The organism is Halomonas sp. BC04, assembly GCF_000568385.1.
In genome coordinates this window covers 1-5,481 of record NZ_AZQX01000155.1, presented here as the reverse complement: position 1 = coordinate 5,481, position 5,481 = coordinate 1, and the positions used below count along the sequence as shown (strand labels likewise).

Below are 5,481 nucleotides of genomic sequence, written 5' to 3'. Positions count from 1 at the left end.
GCGACCGAATCACGGCCGCTGAGGGGTTTTCGTGCTGCGCGGGGAGGGCCATGTCGGTTTACCTGCGTATATGGTTTTGATTTTTATAGAGTTACATCAGTGGCATAGATGGGCTATCCCTCTAAGGAATACTATATACATTTTAATTAGGATGGCCACAATCAAAGATGGGCAAGTCCCCTCTCTAACGGTGTCGGCGAGAGAAGCAAGCACGTCTTGGCAGGCAAAGGTAGTCGTCCCACCCAGGACCTGCCAGGGCGTCGCCAGGTGTATCAACACTCCCCCCTGACGAACGAGACAGGCGTTCATAAGAAGGTGCGATGATGGTCGGCAGTCATGTCTAAGGTATCAGGACGTGGCCGGCTGCCAGTGAGCTCGATTGCGGCCGGCCTCCTTGGCGGCATAGAGCCCCTGGTCGGCGCGCTTGATAGCCGGCTTCAGGGTACTTTCCCCGGCACAGATCAACGTCACGCCCAGCGAGGCGGTATAGGCCAGGGTGGCGTCTTCCATCCCGGCCTGCCCGACCCTGGCGGGAGTCGTGGCTACCGCCTTACGTAGTCTCTCGGCGACCTCCAGGGCCTGCTCCCGATGCGTGTCGGGGAGTAGCACTGCGAACTCCTCGCCGCCCATGCGGCACAGTACGTCGCCGTCGCGCAGCAGCGCTCGGGCCGTGTTGGCGAAGGCCTGCAGCACCAGGTCGCCCACATCGTGCCCGTGGGTGTCGTTGATACGCTTGAAGTGGTCAAGGTCGATGGCGATCAGCGACAGCGGTGCGCCGCTGCGCTGGGCGCGGGCAATCTCCATGGCCGCTTGGCCCTCCAGGTAGCGGCGGTTGCCCAGTCCGGTGAGCGGGTCGGTGAGTGCCTGTTTCTCCAGCCGCGCCTCCAGTGCCTTGCGCTCGCTGAGGTCGAACACCGTGGCGCGGGAGTACTGGAAGCCCTCCTCGGTAACCTGGGCAGTGCCTGAATCGCCACCGGCAGGCGGGTGCCATCGCGGCACAGCAGCTCGCACTCGGCGCTGCCCTCCTGACCCTCGCCCAGTACTTGCTGAAAGGCGGCATCGAAGGCCGCTCGGGTCTCCGGAGTAATGAAGTCACGGTAAAAGCGCCTGTCGATCACCTCGTCGGCGCGATAGCCCAGCCAGCCAAGTTCGGTGCGATTGATCTTGATGACCCGGCCGTCGCTGTCCAGCGAATGGTAGCCGCAGGGGGCGTGCTCGTAGAGGTCCTGGACCTCGCCGGCGTACTGACGGGCCTCGCGGGAGAATGTCAACGCCCGCTGCCTGAGCCCACGCAGGCGGTGATCACTGAGCACCCAGAACACCCCGAAGGCCACCGACAGCAGGTAGACCAGGGCGATGGCCAGCAGCTGCACCGGGTGCTCCTTGAGCAGCTCCCAGAGGCTGGGCCGCGGCACCAGGATGCCGAGCCGCCAAGGTTGAGTCTCCGCCTCACTGAGGATCATGCCGGCCTGGCTGCGGTAGTGCTGAGTACGCAGGTCGTGTTGGCGAAAGGCGAGCAGGTGCTCGTCCAGGGTGGCCGTGCCCTGTGGACGGGTGGCCATGGCGGTCCCGGCGTCACCCCAGCGCGCTGCCAGCGGTTGGCCGAAGCTCTCGCCTGGGCCGTCGGCGTCGGGCAGCAGCCACTTGCCCTGGGCATCCACCAGCAGGGCCTGGCCTGAGCCTGCCTCGCGGGCATGGAGTAATGAGGCAGTGAGTCGGGACCAGTCGAGGGTGAACAGCAATACGCCCAGACGCTCGCCCTGGTCATCGACGATCGGTGTGGCGATGTCGATGACGGTGGTCACCGGTGATGACTCTTCTCCGGAGGCGCCCAGCCGCGGCGGGGAGACATAGAGGTCGCGTGACTGCAGGGTCATGGCCTGGCGGAAGGCGGGTGTGTCGCCATGGTCGATGACTGGTGGCCTCGGCAGCAGGGGCACCGTTGAGGTGGCGACCCACTCCTTTCCCTCGGGGTCGATTACCGCCAGGTGGGTATAGCGACCGAAGTGGGTCAGCAAGGTGTCGAACAGCGCTGCCAGCTGCTCCCAGTCGCCCTGCGCCGCCAAGCCCCACGTCGGCGTCTGGGCGGCTGCTTGTCGGGACAGGAAGCGCTGCAGCAGCGGGTACTCCGCGGTGGCCAGCACTTGGTTGAAGCTCTCGTTCATGCCCTGGAGCAGCAGGGCATATTCGGACGCGAGCAGCGACTCGGCCGATCGACGCTTGCCGTCGACCCGCTCCTCAAGGTGTGAGGTGACGATCGGGCTCAGTGCCAGGGTGACCAGTGTCATGGGGAGTAGGGTGGCCAGCGTCAGGCGGGCCCAGAGGGGGTTGGTAATCATGGGCAGAACCTCGAATCAGGTCAGCCGCAATCCGTGCAGGCGAGTGGTCAGGAGGTCAGGCGCAGGGCGGCAAGGGCCTCCTCGCTGAGCGAGCGCAGTATCCAGCAAAAGCCGCGTAGTGTCATCCCGGCACATGACGAAACCCATATGGCGCGTGTGCCTTGCCCGTCAGGGCACGCTCGGCCACTATCCTCCGCATGGAGGGCGGTGGGTGATGAAAAGAGTGCCTACTCCCAGAATGCAGCGGTATGGAGATATGGCAGTGCTCGATGAATTGGCGTTGATGGAGGTACAGCAGCAGGTCCATGAACGCATCGCACAGCAGGACCCGCTTGAAGAAACACTTGACGCCATTGCGCGCTGGATCGAGGTGATGCTGCCGGACGCCATCGTGGCCTTCATGCGCTTCGATTCCCGGCGGAAGACGCTTAGCCTCATCGCCAACCCGCGTTTCTCCAAGGCCTACCAGGACCGCCTCCAGGCGGTGCCCATTGGCCCCGACGCGGCCTCCTTCGGCTGCGCGGCCTTCCGCCGTGAGCCGGTGATCACCGAGGACATCCGCAGCGACCCGCGCTGGGCGGCGTTTCGCGATGCTGCTCAGCGTGAGGGGCTGCGCGCCTGCTGGTCGAATCCCGTGCTGACTGCCGAGGACGAGCTGCTCGGCACCTTTGGTCTCTACTTCCGCGATCCCAATCATCCTACCGAGGTGAGTCGCCGACGGATGAGGCAGGCCGCGGCGCTGGTGGCCCTGGCGATCCTGCGTGATCGCGATGCCACCAACCATCGGGTGCTGGCTGAATGGCACCGCTCACTATTCGTGAACCACCCCGACGGGGTCTACGAGTTCGACCTGGAGGGGCGCTTCCAGCGCGGTAATGCGTCGCTCACGCGTATCACGGGATACCCCGAGGAAGCCTGATCGGGCGGCACTTCAATGAGTTCATCGAACCAGACTATCGTGAGCTGACCCAGGCCGGGTTTGATATCGCCAGGCAGGGTGGGTCGCGTCATTATGAGACCATGGGCACCCACCGCGACGGATATCCGTATCGGCTGGAAATCCTCAACTTCCCGGTCACCATCGATGGTGAGGTGGTGGGCGTCTATGGCATCTGCCGCGATATCACGGCCCGTAAGCAGGAGGAAGAGGAGCGCCGTCTGCTGGAGCGTGGTATCCAGGCCACGCCCAACGCGGTGCTCATGGCCGATGCCACGGAGCCCGACTTGCCGCTGGTGTATGTCAACGACGCCTTCTCCGCCATCACCGGCTATGCGCCCAAGGAGGCGCTGGGGCGCAACTGCCGCTTTCTGCAGGGGCCGGACACCGATCCCGAGGCCATCATCGCCCTCCGCTGGGCCATCAGCGAGCAGCAGTCTGCCGATGTCACCCTGCGCAACTACCGCAAGGACGGCACACCGTTCTGGAAACACCTCTCGCTGAGTCCCGTGTTCGACGAGGCGGGCGCCTGTACTCACTATATCGGCATTCAGCAGGACATCACTCTGCAGCGCGAGCAGGAAGATCAACTGGCTTACCATACCACCCATGACCTGCTGACCGGCCTTCCCAACCGGACCGCCTTCGATGAACGCTTGCAGGAAGCCTTCGCGCGGGTCCAGGAGGAGCCGGGGCTGCTGGTGGTAATGCACCTCGATCTGGATGGTTTCAAGACGATTAATGATGGTCTGGGCTACCACATTGGCAACCAACTGCTGGTGGCGGTGGGCGAGCGCCTGCATCAGGTAGTGGGCGAGGGCGACACCCTGGCCCGCATGACCGGGGATGAGTTTATCCTGCTGTTTACCAACCTCGACGATCGCCAGGCTGGTGTTGAGATAGCCGAGCGGGTGCTAAACACGCTCTCTCAGCCCTTCATGGTCGAGGGCAAGCCGTTGCACATTAGTACTAGCATCGGCATCGCCTGCAACGGCGAGAGTGTAGCGTATGCCTACGAGCTGATGCAGTGCGCCGACCTAGCGGTGGCCGATGCCAAGCAGCAGGGCCGCAACACCTGGCACTGGTATCAAGGCGACCAGCAACGGCTCACCGAGGAGGCGGTACTGTTGCGCCACGACCTGCATACAGCGTTGCATGAGGATCAGTTCGAGCTCTACTACCAGCCTATCGTGGAAGCGGTAAGCGGGCGTATCCGCGGGCTGGAGGCGCTGATTCGCTGGCATCACCCGAAGCGCGGGATGATCTCGCCCGGGGTGTTCATCCCTCTGGCCGAGCAGACCGGCCAGATCATCCCCCTGGGGCGCTGGATCCTGCGTCGTGCCTGTCAGGACGCGGCCGCCATGCGCGATACCGGTGGGCTGGTAATGCCGGTTGCCGTGAACATCTCCTCGCTGCAGTTCCGGCGCGATGGTTTCCTGGCCGACGTTCGGACGGCACTGGAGGAAGCCGACCTGCCGCCCGAACTGCTGGAGATAGAGGTCACCGAGAGCGTGCTGATCGACGGTGCAGTGAGAGCCATCGAACTGATCAACACGCTCAAGGCCATGGGCGTCCGTGTTGCACTGGATGACTTCGGTACTGGCTTCTCCAGCCTCAGCTATCTGCGTGACCTGCCGATCCACAAGGTCAAACTCGACCGCGCTTTCATTCAGGACATCGCCACCAACCGCAGCAATGCTGCCATCGTGCAGGGCATCATCGCTATGGCCCACCACCTGGACCTGGTGGTGGTCGCCGAAGGCATCGAGGAGCGGGAGCAGCAGCTAGACCTGGTGCGGCGCAACTGCGACTTGCTGCAGGGCTACTACTTTGCCAAGCCAATGCCGCGTGAGGCTGTCATGGAGTTGCCAGAGACGCTACCCGCGCCTGTCGGGGGGTGAGGTGGGCAGAGGGGGCTATTCGGGTAGCCCTAGCCTGGCATCCAATCTCCGGGCAGTGTGTAAAGAAAACCAAGGTTTTCCTTCTGTCGGTGGAGGCTGTTATGGTCGAGCGGAAAGGATGCAGTGCCGCTGATGTTCAGAGGGCGGCTATCGAGCTTTTTGAAGGTAACCGCGTAGCAGCGGAGCACTGGTTACATCGCGAGGTCGTGGGGCTTGGAGGGAAGCGCCCTATCGATGTCATGGAGAGGGATCCCCAGCAGGTGATGGACCTGATCGGTCGTCTCGAGCATGGGGTGTTCACCTG

At 63.5% G+C, this 5,481-nt stretch carries 5 protein-coding genes; 3 read left to right on the top strand and 2 right to left on the bottom strand.

The window, feature by feature from the left end; genetic code table 11:
- Positions 1-348: 348 nt before the first annotated feature.
- Together Q427_RS32205 and Q427_RS28800 are read right to left on the bottom strand one after the other, a co-directional pair.
- Positions 349-822 (bottom strand): GGDEF domain-containing protein, encoded by a 474-nt coding sequence (locus tag Q427_RS32205; RefSeq protein ID WP_231613630.1) that lies wholly within the window; start codon positions 820-822, stop codon positions 349-351.
- Positions 759-2,339 carry a PAS domain-containing protein gene (locus Q427_RS28800; protein ID WP_197030601.1) on the bottom strand — a complete coding sequence of 527 codons (1,581 nt, stop codon included), beginning with the start codon at positions 2,337-2,339 and terminating at the stop codon, positions 759-761. Before Q427_RS28800 ends, Q427_RS32205 begins: the two co-directional genes overlap by 64 nt.
- Before the next feature lie 262 nt (positions 2,340-2,601).
- Here Q427_RS28800 and Q427_RS33880 point away from each other — a divergent pair, with 262 nt between their 5' ends.
- From Q427_RS33880 to Q427_RS11020, 3 genes are all read left to right on the top strand, one after another.
- Positions 2,602-3,258 (top strand): GAF domain-containing protein, encoded by a 657-nt coding sequence (locus Q427_RS33880; RefSeq protein WP_231613627.1) that lies wholly within the window; start codon positions 2,602-2,604, stop codon positions 3,256-3,258.
- Positions 3,240-5,177 (top strand): putative bifunctional diguanylate cyclase/phosphodiesterase, encoded by a 1,938-nt coding sequence (locus Q427_RS11025; RefSeq protein WP_331280608.1) that lies wholly within the window; start codon positions 3,240-3,242, stop codon positions 5,175-5,177. The genes Q427_RS33880 and Q427_RS11025 overlap by 19 nt, the downstream gene beginning before the upstream one ends.
- 101 nt (positions 5,178-5,278) lie before the next feature.
- Positions 5,279-5,481: antitoxin Xre/MbcA/ParS toxin-binding domain-containing protein (locus Q427_RS11020; RefSeq protein ID WP_043513815.1), on the top strand; the 203-nt coding region annotated here is incomplete at its 3' end.

What these genes read in the sequence shown, in the direction of transcription:
- Q427_RS28800 (WP_197030601.1), bottom strand. Translation starts at nt 2,339, where the DNA reads ATGATTACCAACCCCCTCTGGGCCCGCCTGACGCTGGCCACCCTACTC.